The sequence below is a fragment of the Glycomyces harbinensis genome (genome assembly GCF_900101745.1).
Classification (GTDB): domain Bacteria; phylum Actinomycetota; class Actinomycetes; order Mycobacteriales; family Micromonosporaceae; genus Glycomyces; species Glycomyces harbinensis.
This window is the reverse complement of the sequence record NZ_FNAD01000012.1, coordinates 67091-87893: the sequence shown is the minus strand read 5'-3', so window position 1 is coordinate 87893 and position 20803 is coordinate 67091. Positions and strand designations below refer to the sequence as shown.

General features: G+C 71.2%; 18 protein-coding genes. 9 read left to right on the top strand and 9 right to left on the bottom strand.

Annotated elements, in window-relative coordinates; genetic code table 11:
- Positions 1 to 125 precede the first annotated feature (125 nt).
- Positions 126 to 2375, bottom strand: a complete 2250-nt coding sequence (gene ligA, locus BLQ63_RS18730) for an NAD-dependent DNA ligase LigA (RefSeq protein ID WP_091038633.1) — start codon at positions 2373 to 2375, stop codon at positions 126 to 128.
- A gap of 187 nt (positions 2376 to 2562) precedes the next feature.
- Here ligA and BLQ63_RS18725 point away from each other — a divergent pair, with 187 nt between their 5' ends.
- The 5 genes from BLQ63_RS18725 to BLQ63_RS18705 all read left to right on the top strand — a co-directional run bounded on the left by BLQ63_RS18725 (position 2563) and on the right by BLQ63_RS18705 (position 7382).
- Positions 2563 to 3996, top strand: a complete 1434-nt coding sequence (locus tag BLQ63_RS18725; RefSeq protein WP_143014989.1) for an alkaline phosphatase PhoX — start codon at positions 2563 to 2565, stop codon at positions 3994 to 3996.
- 181 nt (positions 3997 to 4177) lie between these two features.
- The gene (locus BLQ63_RS18720) at positions 4178 to 4909 is read left to right on the top strand and encodes an ABC transporter ATP-binding protein (RefSeq protein ID WP_091038631.1); all 732 of its coding nucleotides are present in this window, start codon (positions 4178 to 4180) and stop codon (positions 4907 to 4909) included.
- A 1-nt stretch (position 4910) separates the two neighbouring features.
- On the top strand, positions 4911 to 5648 hold the full coding sequence (locus BLQ63_RS18715) for an ABC transporter permease (protein ID WP_091038628.1): 738 nt from the start codon (positions 4911 to 4913) through the stop codon (positions 5646 to 5648).
- Between the two features lie 9 nt (positions 5649 to 5657).
- The gene (locus BLQ63_RS18710; RefSeq protein ID WP_091038625.1) at positions 5658 to 6278 is read left to right on the top strand and encodes a TetR/AcrR family transcriptional regulator; all 621 of its coding nucleotides are present in this window, start codon (positions 5658 to 5660) and stop codon (positions 6276 to 6278) included.
- Positions 6279 to 6365: 87 nt separating this feature from the next.
- Entirely contained in the window at positions 6366 to 7382 is a 1017-nt protein-coding gene (locus tag BLQ63_RS18705; RefSeq protein ID WP_091038623.1) for a magnesium and cobalt transport protein CorA, read from the top strand.
- Positions 7383 to 7384: 2 nt separating this feature from the next.
- On the opposite strand, the gene BLQ63_RS18700 is transcribed toward BLQ63_RS18705, so the two are convergent.
- On the bottom strand, positions 7385 to 8125 hold the full coding sequence (locus tag BLQ63_RS18700; RefSeq protein ID WP_091038620.1) for a VIT1/CCC1 transporter family protein: 741 nt from the start codon (positions 8123 to 8125) through the stop codon (positions 7385 to 7387).
- Positions 8126 to 8300: 175 nt separating this feature from the next.
- On the opposite strand from BLQ63_RS18700, the gene BLQ63_RS18690 reads away from it, so the two are divergent.
- Entirely contained in the window at positions 8301 to 10631 is a 2331-nt protein-coding gene (locus BLQ63_RS18690; protein ID WP_143014988.1) for a DUF4153 domain-containing protein, read from the top strand.
- Positions 10632 to 10741: 110 nt separating this feature from the next.
- Positions 10742 to 11395, top strand: a complete 654-nt coding sequence (locus BLQ63_RS18685) for a sulfotransferase family protein (RefSeq protein WP_091038616.1) — start codon at positions 10742 to 10744, stop codon at positions 11393 to 11395.
- Positions 11396 to 11397: 2 nt separating this feature from the next.
- Here the strand turns inward: BLQ63_RS18685 and BLQ63_RS18680 are convergent, their stop codons facing one another.
- Genes BLQ63_RS18680 through BLQ63_RS18670 form a run of 3 tightly spaced genes read right to left on the bottom strand, consistent with a single transcriptional unit; the run spans position 11398 to position 14718 of the window.
- Positions 11398 to 12402, bottom strand: a complete 1005-nt coding sequence (locus tag BLQ63_RS18680) for a uroporphyrinogen decarboxylase/cobalamine-independent methonine synthase family protein (RefSeq protein ID WP_218125353.1) — start codon at positions 12400 to 12402, stop codon at positions 11398 to 11400.
- Entirely contained in the window at positions 12395 to 13543 is a 1149-nt protein-coding gene (gene mnmA, locus BLQ63_RS18675; RefSeq protein ID WP_091038857.1) for a tRNA 2-thiouridine(34) synthase MnmA, read from the bottom strand. Before mnmA ends, BLQ63_RS18680 begins: the two co-directional genes overlap by 8 nt.
- Before the next feature lie 2 nt (positions 13544 to 13545).
- Entirely contained in the window at positions 13546 to 14718 is a 1173-nt protein-coding gene (locus BLQ63_RS18670; RefSeq protein ID WP_091038615.1) for a cysteine desulfurase family protein, read from the bottom strand.
- A 343-nt stretch (positions 14719 to 15061) separates the two neighbouring features.
- Between BLQ63_RS18670 and BLQ63_RS28550 the strand changes: the two genes are divergently transcribed.
- Positions 15062 to 15916, top strand: coding sequence for a hypothetical protein (locus BLQ63_RS28550; protein WP_177155010.1), 855 nt, complete (start codon positions 15062 to 15064; stop codon positions 15914 to 15916).
- A 62-nt stretch (positions 15917 to 15978) separates the two neighbouring features.
- Here BLQ63_RS28550 and BLQ63_RS18660 read toward each other — a convergent pair whose 3' ends face one another.
- From BLQ63_RS18660 to BLQ63_RS18650, 3 genes are all read right to left on the bottom strand, one after another.
- Positions 15979 to 16593: a biotin transporter BioY gene (locus BLQ63_RS18660; protein WP_091038613.1), complete on the bottom strand. Its 615-nt coding sequence runs from the start codon at positions 16591 to 16593 to the stop codon at positions 15979 to 15981.
- Positions 16594 to 16968: 375 nt separating this feature from the next.
- The gene (locus BLQ63_RS18655; RefSeq protein ID WP_091038610.1) at positions 16969 to 17898 is read right to left on the bottom strand and encodes an electron transfer flavoprotein subunit alpha/FixB family protein; all 930 of its coding nucleotides are present in this window, start codon (positions 17896 to 17898) and stop codon (positions 16969 to 16971) included.
- 26 nt (positions 17899 to 17924) lie between these two features.
- Entirely contained in the window at positions 17925 to 18695 is a 771-nt protein-coding gene (locus BLQ63_RS18650; protein WP_091038608.1) for an electron transfer flavoprotein subunit beta/FixA family protein, read from the bottom strand.
- 170 nt (positions 18696 to 18865) lie between these two features.
- On the opposite strand from BLQ63_RS18650, the gene BLQ63_RS18645 reads away from it, so the two are divergent.
- On the top strand, positions 18866 to 19189 hold the full coding sequence (locus tag BLQ63_RS18645) for a PLD nuclease N-terminal domain-containing protein (protein ID WP_091038607.1): 324 nt from the start codon (positions 18866 to 18868) through the stop codon (positions 19187 to 19189).
- Positions 19190 to 19335: 146 nt separating this feature from the next.
- Here the strand turns inward: BLQ63_RS18645 and clpX are convergent, their stop codons facing one another.
- On the bottom strand, positions 19336 to 20637 hold the full coding sequence (clpX, locus tag BLQ63_RS18640) for an ATP-dependent Clp protease ATP-binding subunit ClpX (RefSeq protein ID WP_091038603.1): 1302 nt from the start codon (positions 20635 to 20637) through the stop codon (positions 19336 to 19338).
- Positions 20638 to 20803 lie beyond the last annotated feature (166 nt).

The following is a 20803-nucleotide window of genomic DNA, read 5'->3' as shown; positions in this document are numbered from 1 at the left end:
GGCGGCCCGTTCGGGCGCCGGGTCCGGCCGTTGGCACGGCAAGGGGCGAGCTTCCACAAGATGACTCTGCCTTGAAGTAACGAGGCTCCCCCCACCCCTGAATACGGATCGTTATCGATTTGTGATCATTCTGGGTCGGAGCCGTCATCGTCCGGTTCGGGTTCCGGGAGCCCTTCGGCGAGGAAACGCTCGAACTCGTCGCCTTGGACGATCGGCACGCCGAGTTGGACTGCTTTGTCATATTTTGATCCGGGCTTGTCGCCCGCGACGACCGCGCCGGTCTTCTTGGAGACCGACGAGGTGGTCTTGCCGCCGCGGGCCTTGACGGCGGCCGCGGCGCCCTCGCGGGTGTACTCGGGGATGCCGCCGGTGATGACCACGGTCAGGCCCTCCAAGGTCTGCGGGAGGGCCTCGGACGGGTCGGGGGCGTCGTCCTGCATCCGCACGCCCGCCTCGCGCCAGCGCTCGACGATCTCGCGGTGCCAGTCGACGGCGAACCAGTCCTTGATGGCGGCGGCGATGGTGGGGCCGACGCCGTCGACGGCGGCCATCTCCTCCTCGTCGGCCTCGGCGATGCGGTCGAGGTCGCCGAAGTGCTCGGCGAGGGCCTGGGCCGAGACGGGGCCGACGTGGCGGATGGAGAGGGCGTTCACGACCCGCCACAGGGGCTGCGACTTGGCCTTGTCGAGGTTCTGGATCATCTCCTCCGCGTTCTTGCGGGGGAGGATCTCACCGGTCTTCTTGTCGGGCTGCCTGGCGAAGGGCGTGACGACCTTGTCCTCGCCGGTCTTCGGGTCGGGCTTGGGCAGGCCGGAGTCGGGGTCGCGCACGACCACCTTGATCGGGAGGATCTGCTCGATGGTGAGGCTGAAGACGCCGCCCTCGTTCTCGATCACCGGGTCCATGCCGAGGGGCTCGACGAGCGCCGAGCACGCGATGTAGCCCATGCGGTCGACGTCGAAGCACGAGCGGCCCGAGAGGTAGGCGAGGCGTTCGCGCAGCTGCCCGGGGCAGGTGCGGGCGTTGGGGCAGCGCAGGTCCACGTCGCCTTCGGCGGCGGGGGCGAGCACGGCGTCGCACTCGGGGCAGCGCTCGGGCATGGTGAAGTCGGTTTCGGAGCCGTCGCGGGCGGCGGCCACGGGCGCGACGACCTCGGGGATGACGTCCCCGGCCTTGCGCAGGACGACGGTGTCGCCGATCTTGACGCCCTTGGCCTTGACCTGGTCGGCGTTGTGGAGGGTCGCGAACTCGACCTCGGAGCCGGCCACGCGCACGGGTTCGAGCACGGCGTAGGGGGTGGCGCGGCCGGTGCGGCCGATGGAGACCAGGATGTCGAGGAGTTTGGTGTTGACCTCCTCGGGCGCGAACTTGTAGGCGACGGCCCAGCGCGGGGTGCGCGAGGTGGCGCCCAGTCGCCGCTGCACGGCGATCCGGTCGATCTTGACCACGACGCCGTCGATCTCGTGTACGAGCGTGTGGCGCTGCGAGCCGAAGTCCTCGATGTAGCCGAAGACCTCGTCGAGGGTGTCGACCACCTTCCAGTAGGGGCTGGTGGGCAGGCCCCAGGCGTCGAGCGCCTCGTAGGAGTGCGACTGCGACTGCGGTTCGAAGCCGCGCAGGGCGCCGAGGCCGTGGGCGATGAAGCTCAGGGGGCGCTCGGCGGTCTTGGTCGCGTCCTTCTGGCGCAGCGAGCCGGCGGCGGCGTTGCGCGGGTTCGCGAACGGGGCCTTGCCGGCCTCGACCTGGGCCTCGTTGAGGAGGGCGAAGTCGGCGCTCGGGAAGTAGACCTCGCCGCGGACTTCGAGGAGTTCGGGGACGTCGAAGCCCTCGGCGGCGGTGAGCCGCTGGGGGACGGCGCCGATGGTGGCGACGTTCGCGGTGACGTCTTCCCCGGTGGTGCCGTCGCCGCGGGTGGCGGCGCGGGCGAGGCGGCCGTTCTCGTAGACGAGGTCGACGGCGAGGCCGTCGATCTTGACCTCGCACAGGTACGGCTCGCCGGGGACCTCGGCGGTGATCCGGTCGGCCCAGGCCTGGACCTCGTCGAGGCTGAAGACGTCCTGGAGGCTGAGCATCTTCTCCAGGTGGGTGACGGGCGTGAACGCCTCGGAGAAGGTGCCGACCTGCTCGGTGGGCGAGTCGGCGTTCTTCAGCTCGGGGTGGGCGGTCTCGAGGTCGACGAGCTCGTGCATGAGGTCGTCGAACTGGCTGTCGGAGACCAGGGGCGCGTCGTCGACGTAGTAGCGGCGGCGGTGCTCGGTGATCTCGGCGGCCAGCGCCTCGTGGCGGGTGCGCGCCGCTTCGAATCCGGGGTCGTCCGGACGCTCTGCTCCGCTGTGGTCCTCTGTGCCGTCCCGGCCGGTGTCAGTCGTGCTCACGGCCCCATTGTGTCAGCTGGGTCCGACGTTTCGGGGAAGCCGAAGCCTTATGCCACCGGTCACCTTCCGTTCACGTTCTGCTTCCCTTGGCAACCCTTCCGAACGGAAGGATCGGCTCGTAATGCCAGTCATCCCCTCAGCCGCCGCGGATCCCCGTCCGTAGTGCAGCACCGAAGGAGCCCAGGCTTTGGCGACTTTGACCATCGGCGGCTCGAACCGCCGGAGCTTCCTGCGCCGCGGTGCCCCCGCGGGCGGCGGCCTGTTCGCGCTCGCCGCGGTCGAGGGCCTGGCCGCCCGCGCCGCGTTCGCCAAGGACGGGCACAAGGACCGCGTCAGCCCCGACAACGGCGGCTACGGCGAGCTGCGGGAGCTCACGCGCACCGACCCGGAGTCGGGGTTCTCCCAGACCCTGTGGCTGCCGGAGGACTTCGACTTCAAGGTGTTCTCCGTGGCCGGGTCCGTGATGCGCGACGGCAACCGGACGCCGCTGGCGCACGACGGCATGGCGTGCTTCCCGACCGGTCGGCGGGGCGAGTGGCGGCTGGTGCGCAACCACGAGGAGCGCTCGAACCCCGGTGCCGGCGCTCCGGCGGGCACGCCCGAGCGGCGCTACGACGCGCTCGGCGCGGGCGGGACGACGACGCTGAAGGTGCACTGGGCGGACGGCGAGCCGCACTTCGACGAGGCCTGGCAGTCGCTGTCGGGCACGATCGTGAACTGCGCGGGCGGTCCGACCCCGTGGGGTTCGTGGCTCTCGTGCGAGGAGACGACCGCGGGGACGCGGGCGGGCTGGGGCGCCGACCACGGCTACGTCTTCGAGGTGGCCTCGGCCGCCGAAGGCGAGGTGGACCCGGTGCCGCTCAAGGCGATGGGCCGCTTCGTGCACGAGGCGGTCGCGGTGGACCCGCGCTCGGGCGTGGTCTACGAGACCGAGGACCAGAACACCGCCGGCTTCTACCGGTTCCTTCCGAACGTGCCCGGCGACCTGGCCGAGGGCGGGCAGCTGCAGATGCTGAAGATCGCCGACGCGTGGAACTACGACACGCGCACCGGCCAGCGGTCGGGGCGGATCCTGTACGTCGAGTGGGTCGACGTCGAGGAGGCCGACCCGGTCGAGGCCGAGGAGGACCCGCTCGCGGTGTTCAACCAGGGCTGGGCGCTCGGCGCGGCCGTCTTCGGGCGGCTCGAGGGCTGCTTCTACGGCGACGGCGCGGTGTACGTCGCCTCGACGTCGGGCGGCGACGAGGGCGAGGGCCAGCTGTGGGAGTACCGCCCGCGCGGCGGCAAGGGCGGGACGCTGAAGCTGGTGTTCGAGTCCCCCGACGCCGAGCTCCTGTCGTATCCGGACAACATCACCGTCTCCCCCGCGGGGAACCTGGTCCTGTGCGAGGACACCGGCCGCGACCTGCCCGCGCTGCGGGGCCTGACGCGCGAGGGCGAGATCTTCCCGCTGGCCCGCCACGAGGGCGCGACCGAGTGGTGCGGCGCGGCGTTCTCGCCGGACGGGCGGGTCCTGTTCGCGAACCTGCAGGGCGCGGCCAGGGGCGACCTCGGCGATCCGGCGCTGGAGCCGGGCCGGACGATCGCGATCTGGGGCCCGTGGGGCAAGGGCGTGCTGTAACCGAAGACCACCCTCCCGAGAGGGCCCGGCCGCGCGGCGAGATGGTGCCGCGCGGCCGGGTTCATTCGCATGTCCGGACTTCGTCCGCGGAGGAGGCCTCGCGGCGTAGACTGAATTCAGCAGTCGGTGAATTACCGTGGTACGGTGAATTCATCAGTTGTTGAATTACTTGGAGGCTCCCATGCCACCCACCCCGGCCGCGGCCGTCGCGGTCACCGACCTCGTGGTCGACCGCGGCAAGAAGCCCGTGCTCAAGAACGTCTCGACCGCGATCGCCGCCGGCTCCGTCACGGGCCTGCTCGGGCCCTCCGGCTCGGGCAAGACCACCTTCATCCGCGCGGTCGTGGGCACCCAGCAGGTCAAGTCCGGCACGGTGGAGGTGCTCGGCCACCCGGCCGGGTCCAAGCCCCTGCGCCGCCGCGTCGCCTACGTCACGCAGGACGCCTCGATCTACCGGGACCTGTCCGTCAAGGCCAACGTCGCGTACTTCGCGGCGCTCTACGGGAAGAACCGCCACGAGGCCATGCACGCCGTCGAACGCGTCGGCATGGGCGACCACGCCGACCGCCTCGCCGGGAACCTCTCCGGCGGCCAGAAGACCCGCACCTCGCTGGCCTGCGCACTCGTCATCGAACCCGAGGTCCTGGTGCTCGACGAGCCCACGGTCGGGCTCGACCCGGTCATCCGCGAGGAGCTGTGGGACCAGTTCCGCGAACTCGCGCGCCAGGGGGCGACCCTGCTCGTCTCCAGCCACGTCATGGACGAGGCCGACCGCTGCGACCGGCTCCTGCTGCTGCGCGAGGGCCGGTTCATCGCCGACGACACCCCGGCCGACCTGCGGGCCTCGACGGGCACCGACAACCTCGAAGCGGCGTTCCTCCACCTCATCCGCTCACTCGAAGGAGTGAACTGACATGTCGGTGCGGATCACCTTCATCACCGCAGGGCGCATCCTGCGCCAGCTCCTCAACGACCGGCGCACGGTCGGGCTCATCCTGGCGGTGCCCGCGCTCATCATCGCCCTCATCAGCGCCATCATGGACGACTCGCCGCAGGTCTTCGACACGGTCGGCCTGATCCTGCTGGCCGCCTTCCCGTTCATGCTCATGTTCATGATCACCTCGATCACGCTGCTGCGCGAGCGCACCGGCGGAACGCTGGAGCGGCTCATGACCACGCCGACGGGCAAGCTCGACCTCGTGGTCGGCTACGCGCTCGCCTTCGGCGCCGCCGCCGCGGCCCAGACGACGGTGGCGGCCACCGTCGCGTTCGTCTTCCTCGGCCTGGACACCGCCGGTCCCGCGTGGGTGGTGCTCCTCATCTGCATCGTCACCTCCATGCTCGGAATGGCCTTGGGGCTCTTCGTGTCGGCGTTCGCGACCACCGAGTTCCAGGCGATCCAGTTCATGCCCGTGTTCGTGATCCCCCAGCTGTTCCTGTGCGGGCTCATCTGGCCCGCCGACCAGATGGCCGGCTGGCTCCAGGGCGTCTCGGACGCGCTGCCGCTGACCTACGCGGTCAAGGCCCTCACCGAGGTGCAGCTCAATCCCGAAGTCACGGACGCGATGTGGGGGTACCTCGCCGTCGTGTTCGGTGCGGTCCTCGTCGCAACCGTGCTCGGAGCCGCGACGCTGCGGCGGCGCACGAACTAGGGTCGGCACGTGGCCAGAACGAAGCGCGCCGGACGGCGATCAGGGAATCCCGACACCAGAGCCGAGATCCTGGCCGCCGCCCGGCGCCTGTTCGCCGACGAGGGGTACGAGTCGGTCTCCATGCGGCGCATCGCCGCCGAGGCCGGCGTCGACCCGTCCCTGATCCACCACTACTTCGGATCCAAGGACGACCTGTTCATGGCGGCCATCGAGCTGCCGCTGGACCCGGCGCCGGAGGTCGCGGCCGTCCTCAAGGACGGCGACATCGAGGGCGCGGGCGGGCGGCTCATGCACGCCTTCGTCAAGATCTGGGACGGCCCGCACCACGAGAAGCTCCTCGCCGTGGTCCGCACGAGCCTCTCGAAGCCGGCGATGTCGTTCGTGCTCAAGCAGCTGTTCGAGCACCGCATCGTCAAGACCGTGCAGGAGCACCTCGGCGACCAGGTCGACCACGTCCCGGTGCGGGCGAGCTTCATCGCGAGCCAGGTCTTCGGCCTGGTCGTGGCCCGGTACATCCTCAAGCTGGAGCCGCTGGCGTCGCTGAACGAGGCCGAGCTGGCCGAGAGCATCGGGCCGACCATCGACCGGTACCTGACGATGCCGGTCGAACACCTCATCGACGGGGACTGAACGCCCGCACCGGATTCCGGGCGTCACCGAACGTCACGGCCGGTCAGGGGCGCGAGGCGTGTCGCGGGCGGAGCCTAAGCTGGGTCCATGCCGATCGTCGACAGCGCCATCTACCGCAAGGGCGTCCGCGAGTCGCAGCACGTCACCCTCGATCTGACCTTCGAAGACCTGCACGAGCACGGCGGGTTCGCCTGGATCGGGCTCTACCGTCCCACCGCGGCCGAGCTCGCCGCGGTCGCCGAGGAGTTCGAGCTGCACCACCTCGCGATCCACGACGCGCAGGCCGGGCACCAGCGTCCCAAGCTCGAACGCTACGGCGACACGCTCTTCGTGGTGCTGCGCGCCGCCCGCTACCTCGACGAGCCCGAGCAGGTCGAGTTCGGCGAGGTGCACCTGTTCATCGGCCCGAACTTCGCCATCTCCATCCGCCACGCCGAGTCCCCCGACCTCGCGCAGGTCCGCACCCGGCTCGAAGCCGACCCGGCGCTGCTGGCCTTCGGGCCCCAGGCGGTGCTGTACGCGGTCATGGACGAGGTCGTGGACGGCTACGTGCCCGTCGTCGCCGGCCTCGAGAACGACATCGACGAGATCGAGGAGGAGATGTTCTCCGGCGACGTGGCGGTCTCGCGCCGGATCTACGAGCTGCTGCGGGAGGCGATGGCGTTCCAGCGGGCCACCCACCCGCTCGTGGGCGTCCTGAAGTCGCTGGAGGCCGGCTACGACAAGTACGGCGTGGACCTCGAACTGCGCCGCGACATGCGCGACGTGCTCGACAACGTCTACAAGTCCGTCGAGCGCGCCGACACGTTCCGGGCCGTGCTCCAGAACGCCCTCACCGTGCACTCGACCCTGGTGGCCCAGGCGCAGAACTCGGAGATGCACCAGATCGCGGCGCAGACCCACGAGCAGGGCGACCAGGTCAAGAAGATCAGCTCCTGGGCGGCGATCCTGTTCACCCCGGGCCTGGTCGGCGGCGTCTACGGCATGAACTTCACGCACATGCCCGAGCTGTCGTGGACGCTCGGGTACCCGATGGCGCTGGGCATGATGGTGGCCTCGGCGGGGATCCTGTACGCGGTCTTCAAGCGCCACAACTGGCTCTGACCTCAAGCGGCGATGTCGAACGCCGATCCCACGAGATAGGTCACGGCCATCGTCGCGGCGCCCACGCCCATGATCCGCAGCATCGCCGGGCCCTTCGGGGCGCCGCCGAGACTCGCGGAGGTGTAGCCGGTCAGCGCCAGCGCGGCGACCACGGCCAGGGCGCAGCCGATGACGCGGACGCCCTCGGGCAGCAGCGTGATCGCCAGGAGCGGCAGCAGCGCGCCGCAGGTGAAGCTCAGGAACGAGGAGAGAGCGGCCTGCCACGGGTTGGTCAGCTCCTCGGGGTCGAGCCCGAACTCGACCACGGCGTGGGCGCGCAGCGGGTCGCCGTCGGAGAGTTCGCGGGCCGCCGCGCGCGCGGTGCCTTCGGACAGGCCGCGGGCTTCGAGGCTCGCGGCCAGCTCGTCCTCGGCCTCGCCGGGGTTCTCGGCGAGTTCGCGCCGCTCGGCCTCGACGAGGGTGGACTCGGTGTCGCGCTGGGTGGAGACGGAGGTGTACTCGCCGCCGGCCATCGAGAAGGCCCCGGCGACCAGTCCGGCGACGCCCGAGACGAGGATGGTGGATCGGTCGGCGGTCGCCCCCGCGACGCCGATGACGATCCCCGCGACCGAGACGATGCCGTCGTTGGCGCCGAGCACGCCCGCCCGGAGCCAGTTGAGGCGGTTTCCTATCGTTCCGGGTCCGTCGCCGCCGTGCACGCCGCCGTCGTGCGCGTGGCCTTCATGTCCGCCTTGCGCTGTCATCGCACCAGTGAACCATAAAGGTTGCGTCGAGTGGACGTTCTCACAGCGGCCGCTGATTTGCACCGCGGTGGGCGAAATACCCGGCAGCGGCAATGCGGTGTCCCCAATGGAGTATTCCCTTGGTGGCCGGGGCTCGCTATTGTCGCAATCCCTCCGATGAGAAGGGGCTCACTTCATGAGCGCTCCCGCAGACACCCCCGCGCCGCCGCCGGAGGACGCCGAGAGGCGCCCGGCCGAGGACGCGCCATCGCAGGCCGAGGCGCCCGAGGCGGCGCCCGAAGAGCCGCAAGGGCCGCCGCACGACGAGGCGCCGTCCGCCCCCGTGCCGCAGGACGCGCCGGTCGAGCCGCCGGCGCCGCGGCAACAGCAACAGCAACAGCAACAGCAACAGCAACAGCAACAGCAACAGCAACAGCAACAGCAACAGCAGTATCCGCCTCCGCAGTACGCCCAGCCGCCGCATTACCCGGCCTCGGCGCGCGCGTACTACCAGCAGCCGCCGGTGATCCTCCCGCCGAACCCGCGGTGGCACCGGCCCGACCTCACCCCCGGGCAGGCCACGGTCCTGATCGCGGTCGCGGTGGCGCTGTTCGGCGCCTGGGCCGCGTTCCACGCCGAGGGCGTCGGGATCGGACTGGCGCTCTCCGGCATCGCGCTCGTCGCGGTGCCGCTCGCCGTCTCCGACCGCAAGGACCTCGTGCCGCGCCTGCCGGGCGCGGTGCTCGTCGCGGCCCTGTGGTCGGTCGCGGCGATCCGCGACGCGGGCTGGGTCGTCGCGCTCTGCGCGGTCGCCGCGTTCGCGCTCACGCCGCTGGCCCTCGCGCCGCAGCGGCGCTTCGGCGGCAACCTGATCACGATGATGTTCGGCTGGCTCGAAGGGCTGAGCGAGTCCTTCAGGTGGGCCCGGCGGGGCCGGAGCCGCGGCGACGGCCGCAGCCCCGGCACCATGCGGGGCCTGTGGACCGCGCTGGTCACCGTCGGGCTCCTGGTGGTCTTCGGCGGGCTCTTCGCCGCCGCCGACTCGACGTTCGCGGACCTGATCGCGAGGCTCCTGCCCGAACTGGACCCGGTCGAGGTCTTCCTGCGCCTGATGCTCGCCGCGATCCTGTTCCCGCTGGCGCTGGTGTGGATCTACACCGCCGTGGCCAAGCCGCGGTTCGACGGCGTGCTGCCCGAGGGGCGCCGCACGGTCTCCCGCTTCGAGCTCGCGATCCCCTTGGGGGCGCTGAACCTCCTGTTCGCGGCGTTCATCGCCGTGCAGCTGCGCGTGTACCTCGGCGGCGAGGACTACGTGATGGAGACCGCCGGGCTCACCTTCGCCGAGTACGCCCGCCGCGGCTTCTGGCAGCTGAGCTTCGTCGCGATGCTGTCCCTGGGCGTCATCGCGCTCGCCGCGCATCTGGCGCCCAAGCGGGCCAAGGAGGACCGGTGGACGGTTCGCGCGCTCCTGGGGCCGCTGGGCCTGATGTCCCTGGTGGTCATCGCCTCGGCGCTGTTCCGGATGTACACGTACTTCGAGACGTACGGGCTGACCCGCCTGCGGGTGTGGGTGTTCACCGTCGAGATCTGGCTGGCGGTCCTGTTCGCCCTGGTCCTGGTGTGCTGCTGGAAGCTGCGCGCGACGTGGCTGCCGCGCGCGGTCCTGGCCTCGGGTGCGCTGACGCTGCTGGGCCTGGCCGCGGCCAACCCCGACGCGCTCATCGCGCGGTACAACATCGACCACGATCACGACCTCGACCTGTACTACCTGCAGGGATTGTCGGACGACGCGGCGCCGGAGTTCGCGGCGCTGAGCGAGTCCGACCAGGACTGCGTCTTCGACTACCGCTCGTACGGCGACGACGACCGGGACGTCATGGCCTGGAACCTCGGCTGGCAGCGGGCCCGGGGCCTCGCACCCGAGCCGGACGGGACCTCGGTCTCCTGCACGAGCCGGAACGAATACGGGTACGAGGACCAGGGCGCCGGCCTCGAGTCGGCGGCCGAGTCCGAGACCACGGCCGCCGCGGCCGGCGACGTCGAAGGGTTCTTCAGCGCCGGCACCTGCGAGTCGCTGGACATGACCGCGGCCAACGAGATGTTCGGGATCGGCGCGAACGGGGACTACGGGGTCGAGCCCGACTCGTCCCGGACCTACGGGACCGTCGGCGAGGCCTACGAGGACTCGGTCTCGTCGGGGTACCTCGAATGCGGCTTCTACGGCACCGGCACCGGCTACCTCCTGGTCGGCGCGGACCGCTACGGCGAGGAGTTCGCGGGCGGCCTCCAGAACCAGGAGCAGGCCATGGACGCGAGCGACGGCTACACGGTGCTGGAGCTCAACGACTTCGACACCGGGTACACCGCCGTCTACGACACCCCGGCGTACAAGGAGTACAAGTTCACCCTGGCCGAGGGCGAGCTGATCCTGCGGGTGAACGTCCTCGACGGCGATGTCGGCGACGCCGCGTTCACCGTCGGCGAAGACCTCACCCGGCAGCTCGCCGACCTGTACGCGGGGGCCTGACCGCGGCCCGGCGGCGCGGGCGCCCGCGCCGCCGGGCCGCGGTCCTCCGTTCTGGACGGTTTCGTCAGTGCTGTTTGCCTGCGCGCGCGCACCGCGCGTAGCTTCGGTCCATGCTGCGAGTGATCGGCGCGGGACTCCCGCGCACCGGGACCATGACCCTCAAGAGCGCCTTGGAGACCCTGCTCGGCGCGCCGTGCCACCACATGGCGGAGGTCTTCCGCAACCTCGAGACCGACCCGCCCGCGTTCCTCGCCGCCGCGCGCGGGGCGCCGACGGACTGGGACGCGGTGCTCGCGGGATACGCGGCCGCCGTCGACTGGCCGTCCTCGGCGTTCCACGCCGAACTCGCCGAGCGCTTCCCGGACGCGGTCGTGGTGCTCTCGCGGCGCAAGGACTTCGACACGTGGTGGACGAGCTGCAACGACACCATCTTCACCGGCATGGACGGCGGCGACTTCGCCACCGAGACGTGGGCGGCGATGATCGCGGCGATCTGGGACCGGACCTTCGAGGGCGCCCCGCGCACCGACCGGGACGCCGTGGAGGCGGCCTACCACCGCTACCACGAGCGGGTGCGCGAGACGATCCCGCCGCACCGGCTGGTCGAGTTCACGACCGGCGCGGGCTGGGAGCCGCTGTGCGACGCGCTCGGCCTGCCGGTCCCCGCGGAGCCCTTCCCGCACTTGAACACGACGAGGGAATGGCACGAGCGCACCGGCGACGTGCCGCCCGGCGGCGTCCCGGGGCCGTCGAAGGAGTCCTGACGTCAGCCGTGGAGCCGCTTGGCGGCCTCGCGGCTGACCTCCATGGCGAAACGGGCGTAGTCGGGGCTCGCCCCGGCCATGCCGCAGGTCGTCGCGATGCTCACCTGGCGCGGCAGCAGTTCGGGCGCGAACCCGAGCCGGTGCCACAGGCCCTGGACGCGGTCGGCCGCGGCCTTGTCGAGCCCCGGCCGCACCTGCCCCAGCGGGGGGACGGTCCCGGCGATGAGGCGCCCGCCGCCGTCGAGGTACTCCCCCAGGGCGTCGACCTTCGGCACGTCGTCGAGGCCGACGAGGGTCAGGTCGACCGACAGTGCGCCGACGCCGGACTCGGCCAGGAGCTTCACCGGCACGTCGGGGGCGCAGCAGTGGACGACCACGGGGACGCCGACGCTTTCGGTGACCTCGCGGAACCGGTCACGGGCCACCTCGACCGGCACCCGCCGGTAGAAGTCGAGGCCCGACTCGTTGTTGACGCGGCCCGCCAGCGCGGCGGGCAGGTTCGGTTCGTCGAGCTGGATCGACAAGGCGGCCTTCGGCATCCGCGCCTGCGCGGCGGCGATGAAGCGGCGCAGCCCCTCGGTGAGGGACCCGGTGAGGTCGGCGACGGCGCCGGGGTCGGCGAGCATGGCGCCGCCGGTGCGCCGCCACAGGTTCGCGGCGAGCGTGAAGGGCCCGACGGCGGTGAGCCGGACGGGGCCGCTCGCGTCGGTCGAGTGGAGGGCGTCGAGGTCGCGTTCGAGGAAGTCGGCGGCGCGTCGCGCGTCGCGCCCGGGAAGGTCGGCCATCTCCCAGCGGAAGCCCCACCACTGGACGGGCAGGCCTTCGAGGAGGGCCGCGCCGCGGCCGATCATGTCGGCGCCCAGGCCCCGGTGGGGCAGTTCGGGCAGGTGGGGCCATTCGGGGAGTTCGCCGAAGACGATGTTGACGGCCTCGGCGATCTCGGTGCCGGGCATGGACCCGACGCCGGTGGCCACGCCCGAGGGGAGTGCGCGGTCGGCGTCAGCCACGGGTCGACTCGGTGCCGCTGAGGGAGAGGGCGCTCTCGTCGGCGCTCGCGGGCTCGTCGGCGCCGCCGGTCTCCTCGATGGTGCCGGAGGCGAGGACCGCGTCGCCGTCGCCCGCGTCGGGGTCGTAGACGACGAGGGCCTGTCCGGCGGCGACGCCGAACGCGGGCTTGCGCAGGCGGGCGGTGAGGCCGTCCCCGTCGGCGGTGACGCGGGCGGGGTAGACCTCGCCGTGGGCGCGCAGCTGGACTTCGGCGTCGAAGGAGCCGGTCCGCTCGGGGGCGAGCCACACGGGCCGGCCGGTGCGGATGCGGTCGACGCGCAGGGCTTCGCGGGGCCCGACCTGGACGCGGTTGTCGACCGGGGTGATCGACAGGACGTAGCGGGGCCTGCCGTCGGCGGCGGGGCGCTTGAGGCCGAGGCCGTGGCGCTGGCCGATGGTGAACTGGTGGGAGCCGTCGTGGCTGCCGAGGACCTCGCCGGAGGCGGCGTCGACGATCTCGCCTTCCTTGGCGCCCAGCCGGTTCTTGAGGAAGCCGGAGGTGTCGCCGTCGGCGATGAAGCAGATGTCGTGGCTGTCGGGCTTCTGGGCGACGGCGAGGCCGCGGGTCTCGGCCTCGGTGCGGACCTGGTCCTTGGGGGTGTCGCCGAGCGGGAAGATCGAGTGGGCGAGCTGGGCGGGGGTGAGGACGGCGAGGACGTAGGACTGGTCCTTGCCGGGGTCGACGGCGCGGCGCAGGAGGCCGTCATCGCCCTTGCGGGCGTAGTGGCCGGTGGCGACGGCGTCGAAGCCGAGGGCCATGGCGCGGTCGAGGACGGCGGCGAACTTGATCTTCTCATTGCAGCGCAGGCACGGGTTGGGGGTGCGCCCGTTCGCGTACTCGGCGTAGAAGTCCTCGACGACGTCCTCGTGGAAGCGCTCGGCCATGTCCCAGATGTAGAAGGGGATGCCGATGACGTCGGCGGCGCGGCGCGCGTCGCGGGAGTCCTCGATCGTGCAGCAGCCGCGGGCCCCGGTCCGGTAGGTCTGGGGGTTCTTGGACAGCGCCAGGTGGACGCCGGTGACGTCGTGCCCGGCCTCGACGGCGCGGGCGGCGGCCACGGCCGAGTCGACGCCGCCGCTCATGGCGGCCAGTACTCGCAGTTTCACGTGATCAACCTTAATGAGAGTCCGGCGGTCTTGGCGCGTCGGACGGCCTCGGGAATGGCGGCCAGGAGCGCGTCGACGTCCGCCTTCGTGGTGGACCAGCCGAGCGTGAACCGCAGGGAGGAGCGGGCGTCGTCGGCGTCGGCGCCCATCGCCAGCAGGACGTGGGAGGGCTGGGCGATGCCCGCCGAGCAGGCCGAGCCTGTGGCGCATTCGACACCGGCGGCGTCCAGGAGCATCAGGAGCGCGTCGCCTTCGCACCCGGGGAACGAGAAGTGCGCGTTGCCGGGCAGGCGCGAGTCGGGGTCGCCGTTGTAGATCGAGTCGGGGACCAGTGCGCGGATGCCCTCGACGAGGGAGTCGCGCAGGAGCGCGAGCCGCTGGGACTCGACCTCCTGGGTGCGCACGGCGTGCGCGACCGCCTCGGCCAGCGCGGCGATGCCGGGCACGTCGAGGGTGCCCGAGCGGATCTCGCGCTCCTGGCCGCCGCCGTGGAGCAGCGGGACGGCCTTGACGTCGCGGCGCAGCAGCAGCGCGCCGGTGCCGGTGGGGCCGCCGAGCTTGTGGCCGGAGAGGGCGAGCGCGGCCGCGCCGGAGGCGGCGAAGTCGACGGGCACGTGGCCGACGGCCTGGATGGCGTCGGTGTGGACGGGGATGCCGTGGGCCTGGGCGAGGGCGGCGATCTCGGCGACCGGCTGGAGGGTGCCGACCTCGTTGTTGGCCCACATGCAGGTGAGCACGGTGACTTCGGCGCCGCGCGATTCGAGGAGGTCGGCGAGGACGGCCGTGTCGACGCGGCCGAGCTTGTCGACCGGCAGCTCGGTGACGTCGGCCTTCTCGTGGTCGCCGAGCCAGGCGACGGCGTCGGCGATCGCGTGGTGCTCAATGGCGGTGGTGACCACGAGGTTGCGGCCCTCGGCGCGGCGGGACCAGTGGACGCCCTTGACGGCGAGGTTGTCGGCCTCGGTGCCGGAGCCGGTGAAGATCACCTCCCCGGGTTTCGCCCCCAGCGCCTCGCCGATGCGTTCTCGGGCCTCCTCGACGGTACGGCGGGCGGTGCGCCCGGAGCCGTGAAGAGACGAGGCGTTGCCGAGTGCGCGCGCGGTCCGCACGTATGCGTCGAGCGCCTGGGGGAGCATCGGCGTGGTGGCGGCGTGATCGAGATAGGCCATGGCCTCTCCAGTCTACGTTTGATTTACGGCTCGCAAGCTTCGCCGTGGCTGGCGCGTTCCGGCTCACGCCCTCCGGCGGCGACGCCGGGCCCCGCAGAACCCCGGCGTTCCGGTCCGTGGGAACGCTGCCCGGTGATCCGACCTGTCGCCGTCTCACAGCGTGGTGCGCACGAGCTAGAATCTGACGAATCCTCCTACCTTTCCGGTTGTGAGGAGTCGCCGCCCCGAGACCGGGTGCCGCGGAGTGCGGACTCCCCGAGCCCGAGTCGAGAGAAAGTGTGTGCCGATGACGCCCGAGCTCGCCGAAGCGCTTCGCACAGGGCCATTCCACACTGCCCTGCGCGTGGCCATCCAGACCAGCGGGCTCGGTCTCGACCGCATCCGCCACCGCCTCGCCATGCGCGGCATCACCGTCTCGACGACGAGCTTGAGCTACTGGCAGTCGGGCCGCTCGCGCCCCGAGCGCGCCGAGTCCCTCGCGGCCGTGACCGCCCTCGAAGACCTCCTCGAACTGCCCGCCGGGTCGCTGCGGGTCCTCCTCGGCCCCAAGCGGGCCCGCGGGCCGCGCTCGATCCGCGGGCAGCTCCCCCGCCCCGACGCCGTGCTCGGCGGCGACGCGGTGCGCGAACTGTGCGACCAGGTGCCGGCCTCCCGCGAGCACACGCTCGACATCCTCAGCCAGCAGGTGATCGTCCACGTCGACTCGCAGTGGCAGGAGTCGGTGTTCGAACTGTCGATGCTGGTGCGCGCCAGGCGCGACGGCGTGGACCGGTACATCCTGCTCTACCGCGGCGACGAGGGCTGCGACGTGGACGACATCGAGTTCAAGCCGGTGCGCGACTGCACGGTGCCGAACGTGCTGCGCCACGCGGACGCGCCGGTGGCGCTGGCGGAGATCGTGTTCGACACGCCGCTGCCGAAGGGCGCGACGCACCTGTTCGAGATCGTGGTGCAGGGCAACGGCGGGATCTCCAGCGGGCACGGGAACGCGTTCCGGTACCCGGTGGACCAGTACTCGCTCCAGGTGCGGTTCGCGCCGGACGCGATCCCGAAGCGGGTGTACCGCTTCGCGCAGTCGAGCCTGCAGCGGGAGAAGCGCGAGACCGGGGATCTGCAGCTGGGTCCGAACCACACGGTGGCGCTGGCGGAGCCGGTGCCGAGGCCGGGCGCGCTGGGCATCGGCTGGGACGCCGTCTAGGGACGGCATCGGGCAAGCAGAAAGGGCCTCACCGGTGGTGAGGCCCTTCGTGACGTGTGCGGCTAGTCGTCGGCGTTGCGGAACTTGTCGACGGCCCACCAGGTGCCGGGCAGGAGCAGGGCCGCGAAGACGAGCTTCACGGCGTCGCCGGCGAGGAACGGGAGCATGCCGGCGCCGATGGCGTCGCCGGCGCTCATGTCGAGCGCGGCGGCCAGGTAGGGGACGCCGAAGGCGTACATGATGACGTTGCCGACGACCATGAGGCCCACGGTCTTCAGGATGGTGCGGTCGGCGCCGCGCTTGGCGAGGAAGCCGACGGCGACGGCGGCGGCGAGGAAGCCGAGGATGTAGCCGAAGGTCGGCATGGCGTAGCCGGAGGTGCCCTCGGTGAACCAGGGGACGCCCGCGGCGCCGGCGGCGAGGTAGAGCGCGAGGGTCAGGCCCGCGCGGAGCGGCCCGTAGGCGGCGCCGACGAGGAGCACGGTGAACGTGGTGAGCACGAACGGGACCGGGCTGATCTGCGGGATCGTGAACGCGATCTGGGCCGAGGCGCCGATGGCGGCGGCACCGCCGAGCACGAGCACGGCGTCGCGGGCGACGGCGACGGCGCGCGAGCGGGCGGGCAGGAGATCGGCGAGAACGCCGGGCGCGGCAACCGCGGCAGCTGAGGCGACCATGGCGGATTCCTCCAACATCATCTGTAGGTTATATATAGCGAGAGGCTGGGTCGAAGCCTAACTCACCGTTGTTTCGACAACATGAAGCCCCATCGGAACGAGACCCGACCAGCGAAGCGACCCGCTCGGCACCGATGTCGGACCCCGGGGGCACCATCGAACCGGGGGCGCCTGCGAACGCCCGTTTTGCACCGATAGCCACGAACCTCCCGAGCAGCCCTTGCCTTCCGAGCCGCCTGTCACACCCCCGAGCAACCATCGAACCGGGGGAGGCACCGAACGCGAGCCCCACTCACCCGCGCTCCCCACCGGCCCGCAACGCCGCGCGGCCCGGCCCCGCCGTTTCGGCGGGGCCGGGCCGCGGCGCGCGTGGTCCTACTTGCGCTTCTCGATCTCCTCGAGCGCCTGGGGCAGGACCTGGAAGAGGTCGCCCACCACGCCGAAGTCGGCCATGCCGAAGATCGGGGCGTCGGCGTCCTTGTTGACCGCCACGATCACCCGCGAAGTCTGCATGCCCGCCCGGTGCTGGATCGCGCCCGAGATGCCGGCCGCCACGTACAGCTGCGGGCTCACCGTCGTACCGGTCTGGCCCACCTGGAACTTGTGCGGGTAGTAGCCCGAGTCGGTCGCCGCGCGCGAAGCGCCGACCGCGCCGCCGAGCGAGTCGGCGACCCGCTCGATGAGCGCGAAGTCGTCCGCCGAGCCCACGCCGCGCCCGCCCGAGACGACGACGCGCGCGTCGGCCAGGCTCGGCCGGTCCCCCGCGGGCTCGTCCACCCGCTGGGTGATCCGCACGCGCTTGTCGGCCTCGGACACGGTCGCGGCGACGCTCTCGACCGCGGGCGAACTCGCGGCCGGCGCCGGCTCAGTAGCCCCGGACTTGACGGTGGCGAGCGTGAAGCCCTTGGTGGCCTTCGACTTCACCACCGTGGCGCCCGCGAAGGCGTCCTGCTGCACGGTCCCGTCGGCCTCCAGGCCGGAGACGTCGGTCAGCAGGCCGTTGTCGAGCGCCACCGCCACGCGGGCGGCCAGGGCCTTGCCCTCGTCGGTGCTCGGCAGCAGGAAGAAGTCCGGAGCGGCCTGGCGGGCAAGGTCGACCAGGACGGTCGCCTTCGGGTCCACGAAGTAGTCCGCGGCCTCGGGGGCCTCGACGCGGTAGACCTTCGCGGCGCCGTACTCGCCCGCGAGGCCTTCGGCGGCGTCGTCGAACGCGATCGCGGCGACGTCGCCCAGATTGCGGGCCAGGGTGAGGACCTCGGCGGCGTGCTTGCCGGAGTTCGGTACGTACACGAGGATGTCGGTCATGATGGTCTCCAGATCTCGAATACGGCTCAGACGAACTTCTCGGCGGCGAGGAAGTCGGCGAGCGCGGCGCCGCCCTGGCCCTCATCGGTGACGATCTGGCCCGCGGCGCGCGGGGGCCGCTCGGCGGCGCTGAGCACCTCGTTCTGCGCGGCGTCCGGGCCGGCGGCCTCGACGCCGAGGTCGGCGAGCGTCAGGGTCTCCACGGGCTTGCGCTTGGCGGCCATGATGCCCTTGAGCGACGGGTAGCGCGGGTTGTTGATGGTGTCCCAGACCGAGACGATGGCCGGAAGGTTCGCGGTGAGCACGTCGTAGCCGTTGGCCCGCTGGTGCTCCACGGTGATGGAGGCGCCGTCGGTCTCGATCTTGCGGGCGCCGGTGAGCGCGGGGGCGCCGGTGCGGGCGGCGAGCAGGTGGGGCATGACGCCCATGCCGGAGTCGGTGGACTCGGCTCCCGCGATCACGAGGTCCCACTCGAGGCGGCCGAGGGCCGCGGCGAGGATCGCGGAGGTGGTGAGCGCGTCGGAGCCGCCGACGGCGTCGTCCTCGATGTGCACCGCCTTGTCGGCGCCCATGCCGAGGGTCTTGCGCACGATCTCGGTGGCCTGTCCGGGGCCGAGGGTGAGGACGGTGACCTCGCCGCCGTGGGCCTCTTTGAGCTGGAGGGCGGCTTCGACGGCGTATTCGTCGAGCTCGCCCATGACGTTGTTGGCGCCGTTGCGGTCCACCCGCAACTGGGCGTCCAGCTGTCTCGCGAGCCCCGAGTCAGGGACCTGCTTGACCAGAACCACGATGTTCATCGACAACCTCCGAGGTCGTACTTGGCCACACCGATCCGCTGCTCGCGAACGTCTCGCGGGCCGCGAATCGGCTCAGGCGTCTTGGCGTGAACTATATCCTACGAAGTTACTTTCGAGTAACACCCCGAGGCGTTGTTGTCCCCGGCGCGGCGGACAGGCATGATTGGACCATGGTCCGCGCGTTCCTGTTCTTGTTCCTGGCGCACCTCGCGCTGGTCATCGCCGCGCTCGCCGACTGCCTCGGCGGTGAGCACGCGCCCAGGAAGTTGACGCGTGCCTGGTGGGTGCTCATCATCTTGCTGCTGCCGGTCGCCGGCGGGGTCCTGTGGTTCGCCCTCGGGCGCGCCAGACCGCCGCGCCCGAAGCCGGGCACCGGCCGCGGCGGCAGCGCCGGCGGCCCGCGGAACCCGCACGGTCCCGTGGCGCCCGACGACGACCCCGACTTCCTCCGCGACATCGATCGCCGCCTGCGCGACGACAACAAAGAGGATTAGCGCTCGCCTTCACCCACACCTTCGGGTGACACCTGGGGTGCGGGCGCCCTTTCCTGTCACACCCGCAGGGCACCGTCGAACCCACGGTCCCCTCTGGGTGGGTGGGGGTTAGGGATGGGCCTTCGACCTCAGGTAGTAGCGACCGCTCAGGCCGACTTCTCGCGCCTGGGGCGGATCGCCCTCCGGGGCGTGGCCTTGGTCCTCGGCACCAGCGTGGGGTTCACGTTGCGGCGCACCACATCGGCGGTGATCTCGACCTTCGCGACCTCGTCGGCGCGCGAGGGGATCTCGAACATGACCGGTTGGAGGACCTCCTCCATGATGGCCCGCAGCCCGCGCGCGCCGGTGCCGCGCAGCAGCGCCGACTCCACGATCGGCTCCAGGGCGTCCTCGGCGAACTCCAGCTCCACGCCGTCGAGTTCCAGGAGGCGCTGGTACTGCTTCACCAGGGCGTTCTTCGGCTCGGTGAGGATGCGCAGCAGCGCCGCCTTGTCGAGGTGGTCCACGGTGGTGAGGATCGGCAGCCGCCCGACCATCTCGGGGATGAGCCCGTACTTCAGCAGGTCCTCGGGCATGATCTGCGAGACGATCGCGTCGTCGGGGTTCTCGACCTCGTGCAGGGGCGAGGTGAAGCCGACGGTGCGCTTGCCGATGCGGCTCTTGATGATCTCCTCGATCCCGGCGAAGGCGCCGCCGCAGATGAAGAGGATGTTCGTGGTGTCTATCTGGATGTGCTCCTGGTGCGGATGCTTGCGCCCGCCCTGCGGCGGCACCGAGGCGAGGGTGCCTTCGAGGATCTTCAGGAGCGCCTGCTGCACGCCTTCACCGGAGACGTCGCGGGTGATCGAGGGGTTCTCGGCCTTGCGGCCGGCCTTGTCGATCTCGTCGATGTAGATGATGCCGGTCTCGGCGCGCTTGACGTCGAAGTCGGCGGCCTGGATGAGCTTGAGGAGGATGTTCTCGACGTCGTCGCCGACGTATCCGGCCTCGGTCAGCGCGGTCGCGTCGGCGATCGCGAACGGCACGTCCAGCATCCGCGCGAGGGTCTGGGCCAGGTGCGTCTTGCCCGAGCCGGTGGGGCCGACCAGAAGTATGTTCGACTTCTGGAGCTCGACGTGGTCGGCGCTGTTCCTGCCGGAGTTCAGTTCGTCCAGCTGCACGCGCTTGTAGTGGTTGTAGACCGCCACGGCGAGCGAGCGCTTGGCGCTGTCCTGGCCGATGACCCACTGGTCGAGGAACTCGACGACCTCCTTGGGCTTGGGCAGGTCCTCCCAGGCCACTTCGGCGTCCTCGGCGAACTCCTCTTCGATGATCTCGTTGCACAGGTCGATGCACTCGTCGCAGATGTAGACGTTGTTCGGCCCGGCGATGAGCTTGCGCACCTGGCGCTGCGACTTCGAGCAGAACGAGCACTTCAAGATCTCGCTGTCACCCAGGCGTGGTGCCATCGCGGTGACTCCTTCCCTCGGCGGGCCCGTGGGCCGTGCTGCCGCAGTCTCGGTGCTGCTTGCGAGCCATGTGTCGGCGGTCGTGACGCTGTGTGCGAACCGTGGTCCGGTCCGCGTTCGTGCTTGCTCCGTTGATTCAGGACGAACCGATGTCCCGATCCAGTAT

Coding starts and splice junctions, on each gene's coding strand:
- BLQ63_RS18690 (WP_143014988.1), top strand. CDS start 8,301: ATGAGCGCTCCCGCAGACACCCCCGCGCCGCCGCCGGAGGACGCCGAG.
- BLQ63_RS18705 (WP_091038623.1), top strand. CDS start 6,366: ATGCCGATCGTCGACAGCGCCATCTACCGCAAGGGCGTCCGCGAGTCG.
- BLQ63_RS18685 (WP_091038616.1), top strand. CDS start 10,742: ATGCTGCGAGTGATCGGCGCGGGACTCCCGCGCACCGGGACCATGACC.
- BLQ63_RS18660 (WP_091038613.1), bottom strand. CDS start 16,593: ATGGTCGCCTCAGCTGCCGCGGTTGCCGCGCCCGGCGTTCTCGCCGAT.
- BLQ63_RS18700 (WP_091038620.1), bottom strand. CDS start 8,125: ATGACAGCGCAAGGCGGACATGAAGGCCACGCGCACGACGGCGGCGTG.
- clpX (WP_091038603.1), bottom strand. CDS start 20,637: ATGGCACCACGCCTGGGTGACAGCGAGATCTTGAAGTGCTCGTTCTGC.
- BLQ63_RS18655 (WP_091038610.1), bottom strand. CDS start 17,898: ATGACCGACATCCTCGTGTACGTACCGAACTCCGGCAAGCACGCCGCC.
- BLQ63_RS18720 (WP_091038631.1), top strand. CDS start 4,178: ATGCCACCCACCCCGGCCGCGGCCGTCGCGGTCACCGACCTCGTGGTC.
- BLQ63_RS18670 (WP_091038615.1), bottom strand. CDS start 14,718: ATGGCCTATCTCGATCACGCCGCCACCACGCCGATGCTCCCCCAGGCG.
- BLQ63_RS18650 (WP_091038608.1), bottom strand. CDS start 18,695: ATGAACATCGTGGTTCTGGTCAAGCAGGTCCCTGACTCGGGGCTCGCG.
- BLQ63_RS18645 (WP_091038607.1), top strand. CDS start 18,866: ATGGTCCGCGCGTTCCTGTTCTTGTTCCTGGCGCACCTCGCGCTGGTC.
- BLQ63_RS18715 (WP_091038628.1), top strand. CDS start 4,911: ATGTCGGTGCGGATCACCTTCATCACCGCAGGGCGCATCCTGCGCCAG.